This is a genomic window from Fictibacillus barbaricus (assembly GCF_014635025.1).
Classification (GTDB): domain Bacteria; phylum Bacillota; class Bacilli; order Bacillales; family Fictibacillaceae; genus Fictibacillus; species Fictibacillus barbaricus.
In genome coordinates, this window is record NZ_BMCE01000003.1 from 95,612 (window position 1) to 114,035 (window position 18,424).

Annotated in this window: 19 protein-coding genes and 1 other annotated feature; of the genes, 17 read left to right on the plus strand and 2 right to left on the minus strand. The window is 40.4% G+C overall.

Translation table 11 applies throughout. The features are described 5' to 3' along the window. Positions 1-9: 9 nt before the first annotated feature. From IEV52_RS18640 to IEV52_RS18655, 4 genes are all read left to right on the plus strand, one after another. Positions 10-213, plus strand: coding sequence for a DUF3311 domain-containing protein (locus IEV52_RS18640; protein ID WP_205723983.1), 204 nt, complete (start codon positions 10-12; stop codon positions 211-213). Continuing rightward, positions 210-1,682 (plus strand): sodium:solute symporter family protein, encoded by a 1,473-nt coding sequence (locus IEV52_RS18645; RefSeq protein ID WP_188404085.1) that lies wholly within the window; start codon positions 210-212, stop codon positions 1,680-1,682. The genes IEV52_RS18640 and IEV52_RS18645 overlap by 4 nt, the downstream gene beginning before the upstream one ends. A gap of 220 nt (positions 1,683-1,902) precedes the next feature. Further along, positions 1,903-2,568 carry a 5-bromo-4-chloroindolyl phosphate hydrolysis family protein gene (locus IEV52_RS18650; protein ID WP_188404086.1) on the plus strand — a complete coding sequence of 222 codons (666 nt, stop codon included), beginning with the start codon at positions 1,903-1,905 and terminating at the stop codon, positions 2,566-2,568. Then, positions 2,555-3,730, plus strand: a complete 1,176-nt coding sequence (locus tag IEV52_RS18655; protein WP_188404087.1) for a toxic anion resistance protein — start codon at positions 2,555-2,557, stop codon at positions 3,728-3,730. The genes IEV52_RS18650 and IEV52_RS18655 overlap by 14 nt, the downstream gene beginning before the upstream one ends. Before the next feature lie 122 nt (positions 3,731-3,852). Here IEV52_RS18655 and brnQ read toward each other — a convergent pair whose 3' ends face one another. Continuing rightward, complete coding sequence (brnQ, locus tag IEV52_RS18660) at positions 3,853-5,187, minus strand: branched-chain amino acid transport system II carrier protein (protein ID WP_188404088.1); 1,335 nt, start codon at positions 5,185-5,187, stop codon at positions 3,853-3,855. 50 nt (positions 5,188-5,237) lie between these two features. After that, positions 5,238-5,483, minus strand: a binding site (T-box leader). A 103-nt stretch (positions 5,484-5,586) separates the two neighbouring features. Continuing rightward, positions 5,587-6,126: a GNAT family N-acetyltransferase gene (locus IEV52_RS18665; RefSeq protein WP_229754369.1), complete on the minus strand. Its 540-nt coding sequence runs from the start codon at positions 6,124-6,126 to the stop codon at positions 5,587-5,589. A 176-nt stretch (positions 6,127-6,302) separates the two neighbouring features. On the opposite strand from IEV52_RS18665, the gene IEV52_RS18670 reads away from it, so the two are divergent. The 13 genes from IEV52_RS18670 (at position 6,303) to IEV52_RS18730 (ending at position 18,420) form a co-directional block, all read left to right on the plus strand. Beyond that, entirely contained in the window at positions 6,303-7,049 is a 747-nt protein-coding gene (locus IEV52_RS18670) for a L,D-transpeptidase family protein (RefSeq protein WP_188404090.1), read from the plus strand. 177 nt (positions 7,050-7,226) lie between these two features. Then, positions 7,227-8,039, plus strand: coding sequence for an ABC transporter ATP-binding protein (locus IEV52_RS18675; protein WP_188404091.1), 813 nt, complete (start codon positions 7,227-7,229; stop codon positions 8,037-8,039). A 66-nt stretch (positions 8,040-8,105) separates the two neighbouring features. Then, complete coding sequence (locus tag IEV52_RS18680; protein ID WP_188404092.1) at positions 8,106-9,047, plus strand: iron-hydroxamate ABC transporter substrate-binding protein; 942 nt, start codon at positions 8,106-8,108, stop codon at positions 9,045-9,047. A gap of 35 nt (positions 9,048-9,082) precedes the next feature. Next, entirely contained in the window at positions 9,083-10,126 is a 1,044-nt protein-coding gene (locus tag IEV52_RS18685; protein WP_188404093.1) for a FecCD family ABC transporter permease, read from the plus strand. 14 nt (positions 10,127-10,140) lie between these two features. After that, positions 10,141-11,130: a FecCD family ABC transporter permease gene (locus IEV52_RS18690; RefSeq protein WP_229754370.1), complete on the plus strand. Its 990-nt coding sequence runs from the start codon at positions 10,141-10,143 to the stop codon at positions 11,128-11,130. Between the two features lie 482 nt (positions 11,131-11,612). Then, positions 11,613-12,032, plus strand: a complete 420-nt coding sequence (locus tag IEV52_RS18695; protein WP_188404095.1) for a VOC family protein — start codon at positions 11,613-11,615, stop codon at positions 12,030-12,032. A gap of 294 nt (positions 12,033-12,326) precedes the next feature. Next, complete coding sequence (locus IEV52_RS18700; protein ID WP_188404096.1) at positions 12,327-13,499, plus strand: MFS transporter; 1,173 nt, start codon at positions 12,327-12,329, stop codon at positions 13,497-13,499. A gap of 93 nt (positions 13,500-13,592) precedes the next feature. Continuing rightward, a complete protein-coding gene (locus IEV52_RS18705; RefSeq protein ID WP_188404097.1) occupies positions 13,593-13,823 on the plus strand; it encodes an excisionase family DNA-binding protein in 231 nt (76 codons plus the stop codon). 89 nt (positions 13,824-13,912) lie between these two features. After that, complete coding sequence (locus tag IEV52_RS18710) at positions 13,913-14,713, plus strand: STAS domain-containing protein (RefSeq protein ID WP_308464583.1); 801 nt, start codon at positions 13,913-13,915, stop codon at positions 14,711-14,713. Positions 14,714-14,827: 114 nt separating this feature from the next. Continuing rightward, positions 14,828-15,355, plus strand: a complete 528-nt coding sequence (locus IEV52_RS18715; RefSeq protein WP_373869443.1) for a M15 family metallopeptidase — start codon at positions 14,828-14,830, stop codon at positions 15,353-15,355. Between the two features lie 204 nt (positions 15,356-15,559). After that, positions 15,560-15,988, plus strand: a complete 429-nt coding sequence (locus IEV52_RS18720; RefSeq protein ID WP_188404099.1) for a YwqH-like family protein — start codon at positions 15,560-15,562, stop codon at positions 15,986-15,988. Further along, the gene (locus IEV52_RS18725) at positions 15,988-16,257 is read left to right on the plus strand and encodes a YwqI/YxiC family protein (protein WP_229754371.1); all 270 of its coding nucleotides are present in this window, start codon (positions 15,988-15,990) and stop codon (positions 16,255-16,257) included. Before IEV52_RS18720 ends, IEV52_RS18725 begins: the two co-directional genes overlap by 1 nt. Positions 16,258-16,275: 18 nt before the next feature. Further along, positions 16,276-18,420 (plus strand): ribonuclease YeeF family protein, encoded by a 2,145-nt coding sequence (locus IEV52_RS18730; RefSeq protein ID WP_188404100.1) that lies wholly within the window; start codon positions 16,276-16,278, stop codon positions 18,418-18,420. The last annotated feature ends 4 nt before the right edge of the window (positions 18,421-18,424 follow it).

The window sequence follows — 18,424 nt, forward strand, 5'->3', positions numbered from 1 at the left end:
GGATAAGGATTGAACACATTTATTAAATTATTAGCGTTAATACCGTTTGCTGGACTATTAATAGGCACTTATTTTGCTAACAAGGTTACTCCTTACCTTTTTGGAATGCCTTTCTTGCTTGCCTATTGTGTCATTTGGGTTGTTCTTACTACCTTTCTCATGATCATCATCTATAAGCTTGATCCTAGAAACAAGGAGAGTGAAATGGAATGAATGCTGCACTAGTCATTATTTTTGCCGTCATGATCATGTCGATCTATCTTGGAATACGTGCAAAAAAAGGGAAAGACATGGACCTCGAGCAGTGGACAGTCGGAGGTCGAGGATTCGGTACCATCTTTGTGTTCTTGCTTATGGCAGGAGAGATCTATACAACGTTTACTTTCCTTGGCGGAAGCGGATGGGCGTACGGCAAGGGAGGCCCTACGTTCTATATAATCGGTTATGGCTGTCTGGCTTACATTATGTCGTACTTCTTGCTTCCAAAGATCTGGCGTTATGCAAAAGATAACAATCTCTTATCACAGTCCGATTTTTTTGTCAGTAAATACAAGAGTCCTTATCTAGGCATCTTCGTTTCTTTAGTTGGTGTAGTAGCTATGATTCCATATTTCGTTCTTCAGCTAAAGGGTCTAGGAATTATTGTTTCAGAAGCATCATACGGAACAATCTCGCCTACTATCGCGATTTGGATAGGTCTTACAGTTGTTACTGTGTATGTTATGGTTTCTGGTATACATGGTTCCGCCTGGACCGCCGTGGCAAAGGATATTTTAATACTTGTCGTTGTGTTGTTTCTAGGGATCTATCTGCCTATTCATTATTATGGCGGTATCCAGCCGATGTTTGAAGCAGTGGAAGCCGCAAAACCAGGGTTTCTTGCTCTTCCGGAGACTGGCATGAGTCCTTCTTGGTTTGCAACAACTATCCTTCTCACGGCATTAGGCTTCTATATGTGGCCTCATACATTTGGTTCGGTTTATTCTGCACAGAATGAAAAGGTATTTAGAAAGAATGCGATCTTCATGCCTATCTATCAATTAATCCTTTTATTTGTTTTCTTTGTCGGGTTTGCAGCCATTCTGCAGGTTCCAGGGCTAGAAGGACCGGAAGCTGATCTAGCCTTACTAAGGATTTCTATTGAAACATTTGACCCTTGGGTCGTTGGGGTAATCGGTGCAGCAGGTATTCTTACTGCACTCGTTCCAGGCTCTATGATCTTGATGGCTGCCGCAACTCTCTTAGCGAAAAATGTTTATCAAGTTTTAAATCCAAAAGTAACTGACCAGCAAGTATCAAAAACTGCTCGTTACCTTGTTCCCGTTGTAGCACTAATTGCTGTATTCTTTACATTTAAAGGCGGAAACACGCTTGTAACGTTGTTGCTGATGGGGTATAGCCTGGTAACACAGCTCTTTCCAACACTTGCGTTCAGCTTGATGAAGAATAATTTTGTAACAAAGCAAGGTGCATTTGCCGGTATTGCAGCAGGGGTAGCAACAGTGGCATATGTAACCATTACAGGATCTACGGTAGGCTCGCTTCTTCCATTCCTGCCACAGGCGATTCAAGATTTTAACGTAGGAATCATTGCGATGATCCTTAATATTATCGTTTTAACAGTAGTAAGTCTTTTAACCAAACCAATGTCGGTAACCAGCAGAAAAACAAAAACAGCATAAAAAAACATAATAAGGCTGCGGATGCAGTCTTATTTTTTTTGCAAAAAATACGCCTCAAGTCTTATAACACATTACTTCTTGAAGCCATGGTTATTTTAGGAAGGTTTAGATAAGGTAATAATAGAAACATATAATATGTAAACTTTTTTATTTAAAACGAAACTCTCAAACTTGTACGTTCGTATGAATAGAAAAGAGCTTATGTCAGGAGTCGATTACAATGAACGGATTTTTAGCCTTTTTTATCCGCATGTTTGTTGCTATCCCAGCTTCAGCAGGAGTATGGCTGGCTAGTATTATCGGATATGACCAGACCTACCTTATGTCTTCAGGGATTGCAATAGCTGGAGGAGCTGCCGCATATACAGCAACTTCACTTCTTCAAAAACAGCGATTCCTGAGTAACCACCACTTATCGAGACGAGAATATAAATACATCAGAAAAAATTTAGATGAAGCACAACCTAAGATCTCACGCCTGCAGAAAGCACTGCTGTCTGTCCGAGATCTTCCAACGCTAAAACAACGAGTAGATCTTGTTCGTGTTGTTAGAAGGATACAAAGCCTGGTCCAAAAAGAACCAAGGCGTTTTTATCAGGCAGAGCAATTTTATTTCTCACATCTGGACTCAGCCGTTGAACTTACGGAGAAATACATGTTTTTATCCGCTCAGCCAAGAAAAACAAAGGAACTCACACAATCCTTAGTGGAAACCAAGCGAACACTTGACGAGCTGAAAGAGTACATCGAAAAGGATTTATACCATGTTTTGTCAAATGATATAGATGACCTTCATTATGAGATCGATGTGGCGAAGTATTCGATTAAATCATTGAAAGAATCACAATCAATTAAAAAGGCAGGAGATATACATGAAAGAAAATAATGCACCTCAGTTCAACCATACAGATGAACCGGAAAATCTGATGGATGACTTGCTAGCGAATCCTTTTGGAGAGAATCAACAATCTGCGGTAAAGCCGAGTGAAAATAAGCAAGTTCGTTTAATAGATGTGCTTCCAGAAGAAAATAAGGAAAAAGCGTATCAGCTGGCTAAACAAATCGACCCAACCAATCACCAGACGATGATAACGTACGGAGCACCTGCACAGGCGAAGCTGCATTCTTTTTCTAATACGATGCTCGAGCACGTGAAAAGGAAAGACACTGGCCAGATCGGTGAGATTATCGGGGATTTGATGAGAAAGCTTCAAGATGTGAATCCTGAAGAACTAAAGTCGAACAAACCCACATTAATCGGTCGGATGTTTGGCAAGATTTCTGGTTCTGTTCAAGAAGTTCTGTCAAAATATCAAAAGACAGGCGCTCAAATTGACCGTATTTCTGTTAAGTTAGACGGAAGTAAGAATGTCCTCATGTCTGACATAGTGATGCTCGAAAAATTATATGAAAACAACAAAGAATACTTCCAGGCGTTAAATGTATATATTGCAGCTGGTGAATTAAAGCTGGATGAACTGAACCAGGTCACCATCCCTGAGATGAGAAGAGTCGCTGAACAAACGAACGATCAGATGAAGTTCCAGGAAGTAAATGATATGGTTCAGTTTGCGGACCGACTCGATAAGCGTGTTCATGACTTGAAATTGAGCCGTGAGATCACGATTCAGAGTGCACCGCAAATTCGTTTGATCCAAAATACGAACCAGGCACTCGTTGAGAAAATCCAGTCCTCGATCATGACGGCAATTCCACTATGGAAGAACCAAGTGGCGATCGCACTCACACTGATTAGACAACGAAATGCGGTAGAAGCTCAGAAGCAGGTTTCCAAAACAACAAATGAACTCTTATTGAAGAACGCAGAAATGCTTAAAACCAATACGATTGAGACCGCTAAAGAGAATGAGCGCGGCTTGATCGATATTGAAACGTTGAAGAAAACACAGGAAAACCTTCTCACGACGCTTGAAGAAACACTTCGCATACAAGAAGAAGGCCGTATGAAGAGACGTTTGGCAGAAGAAGAACTGGCGACGATGGAGATTGGATTGAGACAGAAACTGCTGGAGATTAAAGGAGAATAAATAATAGAAGGTACCTGCAGGAATGCAGGTGCCTTTTTAGTGCTATAAAAGAAACCCATAAAGTTTAATAAAATAAGTACAGTGTCTTGCATATATTTCCATGCAAAGCACTGTACTTTAACTTACGAAGCTTTTACTTCTCCCTCATCACCTGTTGAAGGTTTATTACTGAAGTTGCTTATTACTATTCCGACACCCGTACCAACAATAGCTGGAAGAATCCATTGTAATCCCATTGAGGAAAGTGGGAGGTTGTCTTTCATAACTTGTATCGGGCCTAAATCAATACCAAATGCCAGTAAACCGTCCATCATGGCAAATACACCTGTAAAAAGAATTGCACTGCCGTATACTTTTTTTGAATTTTTGAAGTAACGGTTAAAAAACGTAAGTGCAATTAATACGATTGTTAATGGATAGGCTGTGACCAGAAATGGAACCGACACTTTAAGAATCTGGTTCAGTCCAAGGTTAGATAGAGTAAAGCTTACTAGTGTGACGAGCAAAACGACCATTTTGTAGCTGACTTTCGGGATCAGATTTGAGAAGTACTGGCCACACGCTGTTGTTAATCCAACAACTGTAGTAAAGCAAGCTAATGTAAAAATAAAACCAAGTAAGGCTGTTCCGCTTTCACCTAATAAAAGAGTGGAAGCTGCTGAAAGAATATCCGTACCATTTTCAAAAGAACCGGCTGCAGCCATCCTTCCGCCGATTAACCCCAAGCTGACATAAACCAGTGCAAGTAATGTACCCGCAATCAAACCGGCTTTTAATGTGTAGTTTGTTAAATGCTTCCGATCCCGAACGCCTCTTTGCTGGATCGCTGTAAGAATGACAATCCCAAAAGCCAGCGCAGCAAGGGCATCCATTGTGTTGTATCCTTCAATGAACCCTGTTGAAAAGGCTCCGGATTGATAGTCAGCAGATGGTGGCTGAAGTGGAGCATCAAGTTTAACAAATCCTGCCGCACATAGGATAACCATCGCTAAGAGCAAGGTTGGCGTAATCCAGCGTCCCATATATTTCTCCATTTTTGAAGGATTCAGGCTGACTGCATAAGCAAGTGCGAAAAAGCAAACTGTGAATAAAAAAAGAATAAGTCCTGCGTTAGAATTATTGCTTAAGAACGGTTTGAGACCCATTTCATAAGCGACATTTGCGTTTCTTGGTATAGCCAGGAATGGTCCGATGCTTAAATAGATCACTACCATGAAGATAGTGCTGAAAACCGGATGGACTCGATTGCCGATTGTTTGAACGCCTCCTTTTACGAGGGAAACGGCATATAATACGGCAAAAGGAAGTCCAACACCTGTAACGATAAATCCTGTCATGGCGAGCCAGTATGATGATCCAGCTTCTGCTCCCAAAAATGGCGGGAAGATTAGATTTCCTGCTCCAAAAAACATCGAAAATAACATAAGTCCAACAAAAACGGTGTCCATCTTTCTCACAAGTAATCTCTCCTTTTATTGTTTTTGAACATAAAAAAACCCGTCCCTATAACAGGGACGAGTTATTGCTCGCGTTACCACCCTAATTCCGCAGCTTAATAAAAAAGCCAGCGGCACTCAGTCAACGTACGATCATACGTGTTCCATTGTAACGGAGGACGACCCGTCAAAGCTTACATGATCAGCTTTGCATCTCAGAGATGATTTTCGGATAGGCCTGAACATCGGCTTTCACCAAGCGCCGATTCTCTGGGGAACAGGGATCATATCTTACTCTTTCTCGTCATTGATTTTAATATTAATAGTAAATTTAGCACCAGAAAATCAAGAAGTCAATATTAATTTTGAATTGATCGAAAATTAGGAACGGTTATATCTGCTCGGTATGCAATAAGAACCCTACGGTAAAAGCAACCCCATCATAATGGTGTTACAATAAGCGCCATTCACAAAATTATCTTGCTTTAACAATCCTTCTACTTCAAAACCTAACTTCTTATACAGTTCGATAGCCACCTTATTATTCTCATTCGTCACCAGGCTGATCTTTTTTGTAATGCCATTTTGTCTTGCCCACTCCAAAAGTTCATTCATTAAAATCTTCCCTAGCCCCATGCCTGTGTATTTTTGAGATATAACGATTCCGAGTGTCCCAACATGTTTAGTCCGTTCTTTTTGTGATGAGTTGATCGTGGCAATCGCGATAATTTCAGAATGGATTGCCGCAAGGAGCATTATCGAGTTTGGTTCACTAGAGGTTGCGGTGATGTACTCCTTGTAGTCTTGAATATCCCGTTTGAACTCACCAGCTCCAAAGGATAGAAAATCGCTCTCACCGCCAACAACATTATAAAAGTTGATCATGTTTTGGGCATCTTCGTGTCCGGCTTCCCGAATCGTCACTTCTAGATTATTTTTTATGGTTACATTTCGCATCATTTCAGCTTCTTTCTGTTCAGATATGTAAGTTAAATATAACCTATCATTCTATTCATGGTACAACCTTGATATTCATGATTTTTTGATTAAATTTTTTTACAAAAGTGTAATGCAACTCCTATTACCTCGCATAGAATATGAGGATTTTATTATTTCAAAAGAATAGGAGATAGGGAATGAAAACGAAAAAGATAGTTATTGGTTTATTGATGTTTTGTTTTATGTTCTTATTCGTGCAGCCCGCAAAAGCAGCAGCTTCCTCTTTTATCATCATAAACAAATCTACAAATCAGCTGGCGTATTTCGAGAACAATAAATTATCCAAAGTATTTAAAGTGGCAACAGGTAAACTGCCATCTTATACACCTGAAGGTAAATTTAAAATCGTAAACAAGATCACAAACAGGCCTTATTATTCAGGTAACATTCCTGGCGGAGATCCGCGAAACCCGTTAGGAAACAGGTGGCTCGGTCTTAATGCTCGAGGAACATGGGGAACGACTTATGCCATTCATGGAAACAACAACGCGAGTTCAATCGGAAAATATATAAGTGCAGGCTGTATCCGCATGTACAACAACGAAGTGCAGTGGCTTTATGCCAGGATTCCTGTAAACACGCCAGTCGTCATAACGACATCAGGCAAGTCATTCCCGGCGCTCGCGGCAGCCAATGGATATAAAATAACAAACGGTTCAACCGTACCTGTATTCTCTGTCGTGAACCTGAAGAAGGGAAGCCGTGGTGCAGAAGTTATGGAACTGCAGCGCAGACTTACAAACCTAGGATACAGCACAAAAGGGATTGATGGAGTATTTGGAGCGAATACAGATGCAGCAGTACGTAAGTTTCAGAAAGCTAAGAAGTTAACAGTAGATGGGATTGTAGGACCAGCGACTAAGAAAGCATTGGGGATGTTTTAAAGAAGACATAATCAGCCTTTATTATTAGGCTGATTTTTTTGTGACAAAATAAAAAACCCCGTTGACACCCTCCAATTAATCAAATAAAATGAAAAACGAGATTGATAATCATTTTCAATTGATTTCGTGATTTAGTTTTAAATAGATTTTATAACTGTTTAAAGGAGGGCGAAAAGCATGTCTAGACTGTATGCTGAACATTTACAGATCTCGTATGGTGAACGGGACATTGTAAAGGATCTCAACATTTCGATTCCTGATGGTAAGATTACAACGATTATCGGACCAAATGGCTGCGGAAAATCAACGGTTTTGAAAACGTTGTCCCGTATACTTAATCCGAAATCCGGTGTCGTTTACTTAGATGGTAAAGCGGTTAGCAAAGAATCTACTAAGAAAATCGCTCAAAAGATGGCCATTCTGCCACAGTCTCCGGATTCACCGGAAGGACTTACTGTTGGAGAACTTGTTTCTTATGGCAGGTTTCCTTATCAAAAAGGCTTCGGCAAGCTTACAAAGAAAGATTTTGAAGTGATCGACTGGGCGCTGCATGTTACAGGTATATCTGATTTCAAAGACCGGCCAGTAGATGCTCTTTCAGGCGGTCAGCGTCAGCGGGTTTGGATCGCTATGGCATTGGCACAAGAGACAGACATTATTCTGCTGGATGAGCCGACTACATATTTGGATTTGTCTCATCAGTTAGAGGTGCTCGAGTTATTGAATCAGTTAAATCGCGATGAGAAGCGAACCATCGTAATGGTTATTCATGACCTCAATCATGCTGCACGTTTCGCTCACCACATGGTAGCTATGAAGGATGGTTCCATCTTAAAAGAGGGAACTGCTGAAGAAGTGATGACCCGGCCAGTCCTTCGAAATGTTTTTAACATTGATTCAGAGATCGGCCTAGATCCAAGAACGAAAAAACCAATCTGCTTAACATACGACCTCATCAAAAATGTTAAATTAGTTGAACAATTGGCGTAACCATCGCCTTTCTTTTTTACAGTTAATTGAGAATGATTTTTATTGTCAAAAATAGGGGGAATTCAAATGAACAAGAAGACAAAACAGCTTTTAGTTAGCTTTATGACATTGCTTTTAGTGTTTGCACTAGCAGCATGTGGCAATAAATCCGAAGAAGGCGCAAGCTCAGGTAAGAAAGAATCATCTAAAAACGAAACTAGAATCTACAAAGGTGAAAAGGGTGACGTTGAAGTGCCAGCTGAACCAAAACGCGTTGCGATGATGGCTGCTACATATGCTGGTAACTTGCTAGACTTAGGCATTACACCGATCGCCGTAAACGAATACCCAAAACAAAATAAATTCTATGGTAACAAATTAGACAAAGCAGAAGTCGTTACAGCTGATTCTTATGAAAAGCTTTTAGAGTTAAATCCAGATCTAATCATCACGTATTCTGATGATAAGAACATCAAGAAGTACGAAGAGATTGCTCCAACGGTAACAATGACATATGACAAGTATGATTACATGGAACAGCACGTTGAAATCGGTAAGATGGTAGGTAAAGAGAAAGAAGCAAAAGCATGGGTTGAAGAATGGAAGAAGAAATCTGCTGACGCTCGTGAAAAAGTAAAGACGGCGATAGGTGAAGATAAAACGTTTATGGTTATGGAAGCATACGGAAAAGACATGTATGTTTACGGTAAAAACTGGGGACGTGGAACAGAAGTAATCTACCAAGCTCTTGAACTAAAAGCACCGAAGAAATTAGAAGAAGACGTATTTGGTCCTGGGTGGAAAGCGATCTCTACTGAAGTGATTCCAACTTATGCAGGAGACTATATCTTTGTTGGGACAGGTGCTGGTAACCCGGATAACTCATTCATGGAGTCAGATGTATGGAAAGAGCTTCCGGCAGTTAAGAACGGAAACGCGATTAAGTTTGACTCTGAATCATTCTACTTTAATGACCCAATTTCTCTTGAAAAAGAACTAGATATTATTGTTGAAGAGTTAACGAAATAGAAATAATAACGCTTTTATAAAAAGGGAAAAACGCCATGTTCAAAACAAAAACCAAGCTGATAAAAGATAATAAAGTGTATTCGAGGCCGGCAGTAGGTTCAGCCATTCTGTTACTTGGATTTGCTCTGCTGATTTTCAGTATCGGGTTAGCCATTTCAGTTGGGGCAGCTAAGATTAATTTTTTTACCGTTTGGAATTCGATTCTAAACTATGATCCTAGCAGAGAAGCTGACCGTATTATCGTCAGCTTGCGATTACCAAGAGAGCTTGGTGCTGCCATCGTTGGTGCGGGGTTTGCAGTCAGTGGGGCAATCATGCAGGGGATGACACGAAATCCCCTTGCAGACCCAGGCTTACTTGGTTTGAACGCGGGTGCTAGTTTAGCTCTTGCGTGTGTATTTGCTTTTAACACAGACGCGAACTATTTGATGGTCATGATCATTTCCTTTATCGGTGCAGGAATTGGAGCAGCGATGGTATTCGGATTAGGTTCCATGAGTCGAGGAGGGTTAACTCCTATCCGCATTACATTAGCTGGTGCAGCAGTTTCTGCACTGCTTTCTTCATTAGGAGAAGGTATTGCTTTATATTTTAAGCTATCTCAAGATCTTGCTTTTTGGACAGCAGGCGGGGTATCAGGAACAAACTGGTCTCAGCTGAAGATCATCGTACCAGTCGTCATTATTGGGATTTTAGTGGCTGTAATGTTCTCAAGGCAGTTAACCATTCTTAGTTTTGGTGAGGAAGTTGCGAAAGGTCTTGGTCAGCGGACGGTATTTACGAAAGTGTTACTGATGGCCGTAGTCCTGGTTCTAGCCGGTGCAGCCGTTTCTCTTGTTGGGGCAATCGCCTTTGTCGGTCTGATGGTTCCGCATATTGTTCGCTTCTTAGTAGGAACTGATTATCGCTGGATCATTCCATGCTCGGCAATCTTCGGCAGTGTACTGATGGTATTAGCCGACACCTTTGCCAGAACGGTGAATGCTCCGTATGAGACGCCAGTTGGTGCAGTCGTTGCCATGATCGGTGTACCATTCTTCCTTTATCTAGCAAGAAAGGGAGGAAGAAAGCTGTCATGATGAATGCGCGTCAGATGAAAAGAGTAAGAGTAACCACCATTGCAGCGATATTTTTGTTAATTGCGGTATTTATTATAAGTGTAGCAACAGGGTTCGCGTCATTAACTCCTTCAGAACTGTTTCGGACGATCCTCGGACAAGGAACGCCGAGAGAGAATCTCATTTTATTTGAGTTCAGGCTTCCGCGAATCGTTGTTGCAATCCTTGCGGGGATGGGGCTCGCTGTGTCTGGTGCCATCCTGCAAAGCATTACGAAGAACCCTCTTTCAGACCCTGGTATTTTAGGTATCAATGCTGGTGCAGGTCTGATGGTTGTGGTGTATATTATGTTCTTTACGGTCGAAACATCGAGCTCACTGTATGTGCTGCCGCTGTTTGCATTAGCAGGCGGAATGGTAACAGCTTTTGTGATCTATATCATGTCCTATATAAAAGGCGAAGGCGTTGAACCGACAAGGCTGGTATTGGTCGGTGTTGGATTAGCTGCAGCGCTTTATGGAGCGACGTTAACGTTGTCAACTCGATTAGAGATGGAAGATTATTCGTTCATGGCCAATTGGATGGCCGGTAGAATATGGGGTGACGATTGGACGTTTGTTCTTTCGCTTTTGCCATGGATTCTGATTTTAATTCCGCTGACTCTGTTCAAGTCGAATGTCCTGAACACATTGAATTTGCACGAGAATGTTTCGATTGGTGTCGGTGTGAATGCGGGAAGAGAAAGAATTGTACTGATCATGATTGCGGTGGCACTCGCTTCAGCATCTGTTGCTGTGAGCGGCGGTATTGCCTTTGTGGGTTTGATGGCCCCTCATATCGCCAGGTCACTCGTAGGTCCTCGCCATCAAGCGTTTCTGCCTGTGGCTGCCTTGATCGGAGCCATTTTGCTTTTGACTGCGGACACCATTGGAAGAGTCATCTTAGATCCAAGCGGGATTCCAGCAGGAATTATCGTAACGATTATCGGTGCACCGTACTTTATGTACCTGTTGGCGAGAAAATAAAGTTATGAAATCAGTCCTTTACTTAAAGGACTGTTTTTTTGTCGTGTCTATTTGAGATGTACACTTAAGAAGCCTTAAGTACTTTTTATGTGATCGTATGCTTTTTTTATGTGATGAAAAGCCATTTTTATATGATCTTGTGCTTTTTTTATATGATTACTCAAGATTTTTATGTGATTGTGTATTTTTAAGTCTGCATTAAAAAGGAAGAAGATGAAAAAATCATCTTCTTTTTTTATTTTTCAAAACTTTTTCCGGATTCTGATGTCTAATATATAGGTAAGGGATTAGGAGAATGGGAATAGATTTCTATACATTTAAAAACTTACAAAACCCACTAACAATAGAAATCGATTTTTATCCTCATTGGATTAAAGGGGCACGAAAAAATAAGAATTAAATAGTTACTATTGGCTGACTTCTTTGCTAAAACGATTATTACCTTCTATAATGCTAGTCATAGATCAAATGAGGTGAGCGTGATGAGATTAGACCATACAGGCATTGCCGTGAGAAGGATAGAAGAAGCTATTGAATTTTATACAAACGTCTTAGGTGGTAAGCTGACGGAACGATACACGAGTGAAAAGCCTGGAGTTGAAACGCATATCGCAGTAATTGAGCTTGAAAATCAGGTTATCGAGTTGCTTGAGCCCACGAGCAAAACTTCTCCGATTGAGCGTTTTATCCGTCAAAAAGGAAAAGGTGTCCACCATCTTGCTTATGAAGTGGACGACCTCCTCCAGACGATCGAGGACTTTGAGAGCAGGGGATACACTTTCTTAAAAGATACGTTCCGTACTAACCCTTTCGGCAGAAGATTAATCTACATGAATCCTGCTCATTCACAAGGGCAGATCATTGAACTGTGTGATTACCCGAAGAAAAATAAGGAGAGCTGACGAAAAAGTCTTGCTCTTCTTTTTTTGGTCCCACTTTTCATGAGCCATGCTGATCTGGAACATTTTCCGTACCCGTTTAAAAGCTCGACTTACCGCTTCGGCCAGCTGTCTATCACGAAAAATATCTCAAGGATCTTGAGGAATTAAAACAAATCAAGCAAACCAGTGCGTAAGCTAATCGCTTTATTGAAAAGATTCATAAGGTGTATAATTTAGAAAGTTAAGATGCTAACCTAGTCTGTCTGAAACCCTTCAGCAGGCTTTTTAATTTCATAAAGTTAGGAGTTTTTCCTTGTGAGATACCGCACCTTGTTAGTCTATCTCGTTGCCTTTGCTGCGTTTCTTGGTCCTTTTTCCCAGACCATCTACGTTCCCATCATTCCTGAGGTATCGAAAGAACTCCAGACCACATCTTTTTTAGTAAACTTCTCGATCTCCATCTATACTGTTTTTCTTGCACTTATGCAGATGGTCTATGGACCACTAACGGATTCAATCGGCCGCAGAAAAGTTATGCTTTCAGGTCTTGTTATTTATTTTGCGGCTACAATAGGCTGTTATTTCTCTGGATCGATTGAGTTTCTTTTGGTTTTCCGTTCTCTTCAAGCCGTTGGGATTGCTGCTGGTTCGGTTGTGGCCGTGACGGTTATTGGTGATCTATTTGATGGCAAAGACCGAATTCAACCTATGGGTACTTTTCAGATGATGGTATCACTAGGTCCTGTAGCGGGGCCTGTTGCAGGCGGATTTATCAGTGGTTCATTTAACTTCCATATGATTTTTATCGCTCTGTTATGTGTTGGATTCATTGTACTTGCTGGTAATTTTTTATTTTTAAAAGAGACGAAACCAACATCTCTAAAGAAACAGAAATTTAGATTTGCGGATTTCATTAAGATTCTGCAAAACCCAATCGGCTATTCAGTAATTGGTCTTGGCTTTATTCAGTATTACGCGATGTACAACTTTTTGGTTTTTTTGCCAGGCATTATGAGTGAGCGTTATGGGCTATCAGTTGAACAAAAAGGCCTTGTTTTTCTTCCGCTATCTTTAGGTATTGTGGTGGGAAGTTTTGTTGGAGGAAAGATGAGAAGATTTAACGAACGTAAAGTGATTGTATATTCTGCTTTTCTAAACGTTATTGCTCTATTACTTTTTATACTCATTTCAAATATATCTCTTACCTTGCTGCTCGTATCAATCAGTTTATTTGGGTTTTTCTTAGGTATGTCCTTGCCTGTTCAGACCGCTTTATTAACACAAGAGTTCCAATCAAATAGAGCGACTGCAATAGGAGCTTATAATTTCTTCCGATACATGGGTATGTCGGTTGGTCCGTTGCTAGGAAGTTTTCTATTTCATTTAGGCAGCTACCAATTTGTTTATGGCTTTTTAGAAATCATGTTATTTCTTTTCGTTATTATGATGAGTAACCAGCTGCTAAGGAAACAAAGATCCCGCTTATGAGATTTGAAACGAGTTTTTTTAGGGTATATTGTATCAATACTGTTCTTGCTGTAAGCTAAAGTTAACCAAATGTTAGACAAGGATGAATGAATGATGTACCTTACAATTAAAGAAACGGCTGAATATTTGGCCATGCCCGAGACGGCAGTAGAGAGTCTGATTCAGCAAAAGAAAATAAGAACGATCTTTGACGGGACTCAGCACCTCATCTATAAAGAGCAGTTTAATACACATTTTGAGCAGCTAGAAAAATATAAAAAGCTGGTAGAGGAATACTTAAGTGAACCCATACCGGAAGATTGGGATGCAAAAGACGAAGATTAGAATTGATAATTCGATTGAAGCTTTAATTATGGCAGATGGGGAGCGTGTAGAAAAAAATGCATAGAGATAAGGAACTGCATTCTTTTTTATTGGGTAAAACATGGCAAATGACTGAAGAGTGGTATGCATCTATTGATAAAACAAAGGCCACAGGGGTCTATGCTTCTACGAATCCAGAAACCATAGAAACACTTAAAAAACAGAATCATGAATTTCACGAACACTTTTGTGAAGTATTTGTACAAGATAAAACCACATTCTTAAAAGACTTTGAGAAATGGGTCGTTATGATCGCCAAAGATGAGGAGCATCTAAATACGCCAGTAACTGACATCATGAAAGAGTTTTTCAAGGTACAAAAACAGTACTTAGAATTTGTACAAGAGTTTGTCAGTCTTCATCAAGATGAGTATAAGCAGGAAGTTATTGATTCTTGGAATAATATTATTATTGATACGTTTAATAAAATTGTGACTTGGTTTGTTGAAGAAAATCATAAATACAGTGAGGAAAAATTGGTAGCTCAACAAGCAATGATCAACGAATTGAGCTCACCAGTAATTGCGCTTAATAATCATATGGGGCTCCTGCCATTAATAGGTGTTATTGATACACAAAGAGCAAAGCTGATTGTAGAGAACACGCTTGAGCAATGCACAGAAAAAGAGATTACGCATCTCTTTATTGATCTATCGGGTGTACTGATCATTGATACGATGGTTGCACAGCAAATCTTCTCCCTTATTGATACACTTGGGCTGATTGGTGTGAAGGCAACACTATCTGGCATCCGTCCAGAAATAGCTCTTACTGCCATCCAGCTTGGTCTATCCTTTGAACGTGTATCTATCAAATCTAACCTGGCTCAGGCAATTGGCTCTCAGAAATAAATGTATGTCATGAAAACCAGGGAGACCTGGTTTTTTTATTGTTTTCTTTTTCACTTACGTTCATTGAGATACAATAAAAGTAGCCTGTTTAACAATAAAGGAGCTAGTTTTATAGTGAAGATTTTTAAGGGGATATTATTTGTTGCCATATTAGCTTCTATTTTTTATCTCATTTCTATGGAATATAAAAAGAGAAATACACCCATGCCGACAATGCTGAATCCTATTGTGGCTGAAAATAGAGATGTTTTAATTCAAAGGGCTGCTGAGAAAGGCATTAAGATTGTAATTACAGATGATTTCCGTTCTGCGGAAGAACAAGACCGATTATATGCAAAAGGGCGAACGGAAGAAGGTTCAATCGTTACCCATGTTGAAGGTGGAGAGTCCTACCATAATTACGGGCTTGCTGTTGATTTTGCGCTTCAGCAGAATGACGGAAACGTTGTGTGGGATTTAAAGCGCGACGGGAATAAGAATGGTGAGTCGGATTGGATGGAAGTCGTTGCTATAGCTAAAAGCTTAGGGTTTGAGTGGGGTGGCGATTGGGCTGGTTTTAAAGATTATCCGCACCTGGAGATGGACTTTGGGCTCAGTATTCGGGAATTGCAATATGGAGAAAGGCCACCAGCATCGAAATAAAGGACCTAGGGAGAAGAACCTAGGTCTTTTTTTGTTGATTTAATTTGAATAAAATGAAAAAGGAAACAGCTTTTACTGGTTTATTTTAGGAGAAAAAGGGTATATTTTACGTGGAAAAAAATGACTTTTAATGATATTTTTATATAATGATAGGGAATTTGGCCTGAAGAATAAGTAACTGAACGATAAAATGGAGGAAATACTATGGGGTTCTCAGATGAATTAAGTGCTATTTACAGAAGCTTATCAAGCAGCTCTGCGGCCATTGATGAAAAAATTTCAAGGCTGCAGCGAGCAAAGAGTGAGATTGATCAAGAACAGAACATTAGCTTGCAAGAGATTCGTAAAATACTAGAACCTGAGCTTGGCAGTTTGTGGACGGGAAACCGAGCAAGGTCCTTTGATGAATCCAGAGATGAAGCGCATCAGATCATGCAGGAAATTGTAGATGAAGACTATGACGATTATAAACAAAAGATAGATTTTAAGATTGGTTTACTAAAAGCAGAGAGGGAGTCATTGAATTTCCTTGGCGGTTTAGCGAACGAAGCCAGCCAGTTGCTGGATAAGGGAGAAGAAGCTTTCGACGAATTAGGAAGCAGGATTGATGACCTAAAAAGGAGGATCTTCTGATGCAGACAATTAAACTGCAATTTCATGACGTCATTCAGCAATTGTCTGAAACTCAGCGTGCGCTTGATGCTCTTAATCTGCCAGGGCCTTCAGCTGGAGCTCTTGGAAAGAACGAACTACAGTTTACCAAAGAGTGGCTGGAGCGTGAAAAGAACCTTCATAAGATGATTCTTGAGTACATGAACGTCGTAACAAAGAATATCGAGGATACAAAGGCAAACATTGAAATTCTAAAACATCAGGATGAAGCGATCTTCAGAAATAAATAGAGAGAGGGCATCTGGAAAATGGGGAGTAAAGTACTTGAAGCATCAACCTTAAAAGCTGCAACCGGAGAGAGAGCCCATCAATATGAAAGACTAAGAGAGCAATTTCAAACTTTAAAAAAAGAGTTTGCTAAGATCGTAGATGACAGCGACTTTCAAGGTAACGGAGCTGAAGCGATCAAGGGGTTCTATCAGGGACAGATTGATGTAGTTGATGCATGGATACAGTTGATTGATATCAACGTGGCCTTCTTTAAAGGAATACCAGGCGATACAGAGGATGCCGACCTTTCGGGTGATACGGTTGTTCAGGTTCCTTTTTTAGAAGAGAACGTGGAACGAGCGGGTAGAATGGCGAAGGATATGGTAGCAGACCAACAGGATGCGCTGCAGCAAATTTTCAGCGACATCAGTGATTTGGTCTCTCTTTCTGTGTTCTCAAAGGATGCTTTTGACGACCAGATGGATAAAGCGGAGAGAAGCAGAGCTAAAACGGTGGAAAAGGTTAACGAGTTGGATAAGAAGCTAACCGATGAATATGCGATCTCTCAAGGCCAAGAACAGTACATATATGCACTATTTGCCCAGCTAATGGAAGCAACACGCCAGGGAGAAACCATATCGCCTTTATATTTTAATGCCGAAGCTTATCATAACAGCGAGGTATATAAAGCAATCACGAAAGTTAGAAGTGAGAACACAGAATACATAACATTAAAAAAAGACCAAAAAGAAGCAAGAGAAATACAGAGGAAAATGGAAGAGATGGAGAACCGCCCATGGTATGAAAAGACATGGGATACTGTATGCACCTTTACAGGAGAAGTAACCGGATATTATGATTCCATTCGGGCAACGACCGGTGTTGATCCGGTTACAGGAAGAAAGCTTTCGGAAGCCGAACGCATTACAGCAGGTGCTATGGCCGCGGCTGGATTCATACCAGTGATAGGCTGGGCAGGAAGAGCCGTAAAGGGCGGGTCAGCCATCTATAAAACGGTAAGAGCGGCAAACGCTGCGGATCACATGCTGGACTCGTATAAAACGGCACAAGGTCTAAGCCGGCTCCAAAAAGCAGAATACGGCATCTATGGGCTTGTGTCTGCAAATGGATTCAGCGAATATTTTACTGGTAAAGACATGTTCGGAAACGAGTTGACAGAAGAGCAAAGAAACCAGAGCTTGTTTAACGCGTTTGCGATTGCTGGTGTCGGCAGTGCAGGGTATGCTCTTGATCGTATGGATGTTGGCAAGATGCTGCAAAACAAGTTTCCGTATAGTACCCAATATGCTAAGCAGCAAGCAGGCAAAGCTCAGGAGCTTTTCAAGACAATTCGTACAAATGTTGGAAATATGCGGATTCCTGTTAATATCAGAGTGGAAAAGCTAGTAACAGCAGCTGGTCACACGGTTAGAACAGTGGTGCCTGAAACTAAGACAGCAAAAGAATTGATGCAGCAGGCTTCGGTAACGAAAAGTTCTAGAAAAGATATAAACACGCATGCCGAACATAAGTTGTCAAATGAGCCGCCTCAAAGACATGGATTTGATGATGAGCTAGATGCAATTTTAAACAATTTAGGAATGACTAGGACTGAGTTTGATACACTGAGATTAACTCCGGCTGAAGGTCTTATAGATGGAGAAGTTAAAAAACTAATAGATATCCGTAATAGTGTTAAGGTAGTAACGAAAGACACTCTACTCCAAAAAACATTGACCATAACTGATATGGAAAATTATCTAACAGGCAAATACACACAAATAGGTGGGTACGTTGCAAAAGCAGAAGACGTATTAAATATCAAGAAGTATGATGATGTTGTAGAATCATTAAGGTTAGATTACTTTGATAGTAACGGTAATCGTCCTTTTCCTGATAATGGTGACTCTTTCGCTGTAATTAAATATAAGACAGACAATGCAAATGAGATTGATATACCATATAGCTCAAAGTTTAATGGAGATAATTCGGACGGTCCTCCTTGTACAGGTAATGGGTTTACTGGAGCAAGAAATGGCAGAGTAATACCTGAATGGAAATGTAAAGGATATTTTGATCCTCAAGATGGGGCTGAAATATATAAAATTAAAAATGGTATTGAAGAATTAGTAGGAGTTTATGATAGTGACTTAAAAAGATTTATAAGAGTAAAATCAGAGTAAAGGA